At 59.1% G+C, this 672-nt stretch carries 1 protein-coding gene; it reads right to left on the bottom strand.

Annotated features, from left to right (window positions below; all coding sequences use genetic code 11):
* A partial coding sequence (locus tag A5775_RS06645; RefSeq protein ID WP_067249521.1) for a class I SAM-dependent methyltransferase occupies window positions 1-672 on the bottom strand: 672 nt, incomplete at both ends.

Genomic DNA, 672 nt, shown 5'->3' with positions numbered 1-672 from the left:
ACCTCTTGAGACTGGATGGCGATCGCCTTTTCCTTGCTGGCTTCCAGATTCGCCGCCCAGATGTTGAGCGTCCGCTCGTAATGCTCCCGCAGCAACTGCACTCGTTCGACCGAGAAGCCCGCCGCCTCGCCGAACTTGAAAATGTCTTCCTGCGCCGGCAGCTGTCCGCCCGGGAAAATCTCTTGGCCGATGAATCGCGCGAACCGGATATCGCTCATCGTCAACGTGATGCCAAGCGCGGGAAATTCCTGCCATTGGTACGTCAAGATCGTGTGCAAAAGCATCCGGCCGTCGTCGGGAAGGACGTCGTAGGCGCGGTCGAAAAATGCGGGATAGCGCTCCATCTTAAAAGCTTCGAAGGCGCCGATTGTCACAATCCGGTCGACCTTGTCCTCGAACTCTTCCCAGCCCTGCAGACGCACCTCGATGTTGCGGTCCGTCGGCAATCCTGCCAGCAAGTTCTTGCTGTACTCAAACTGGTTGCGGCTCAGCGTAATTCCGATGACATTGACGTCGTACTTCTCGACGGCCCGTTTCAGCGCGCCACCCCAGCCGCAGCCGATGTCCAGCAGCGTCATCCCCGGCTCGAGGTTCAGCTTTCCCAGCGCCAAATCGAACTTCGCGATCTGGGCCTCTTCGAGGGTCATGTCGTCACGCTCGAAGTAGGCGCAG

The organism is Mycobacterium sp. 852002-10029_SCH5224772 (assembly GCF_001667315.1).
GTDB lineage: Bacteria > Actinomycetota > Actinomycetes > Mycobacteriales > Mycobacteriaceae > Mycobacterium.
The sequence above is the reverse complement of the archived record's forward strand: the minus strand, read 5'-3'. Positions and strand labels throughout refer to the sequence as shown.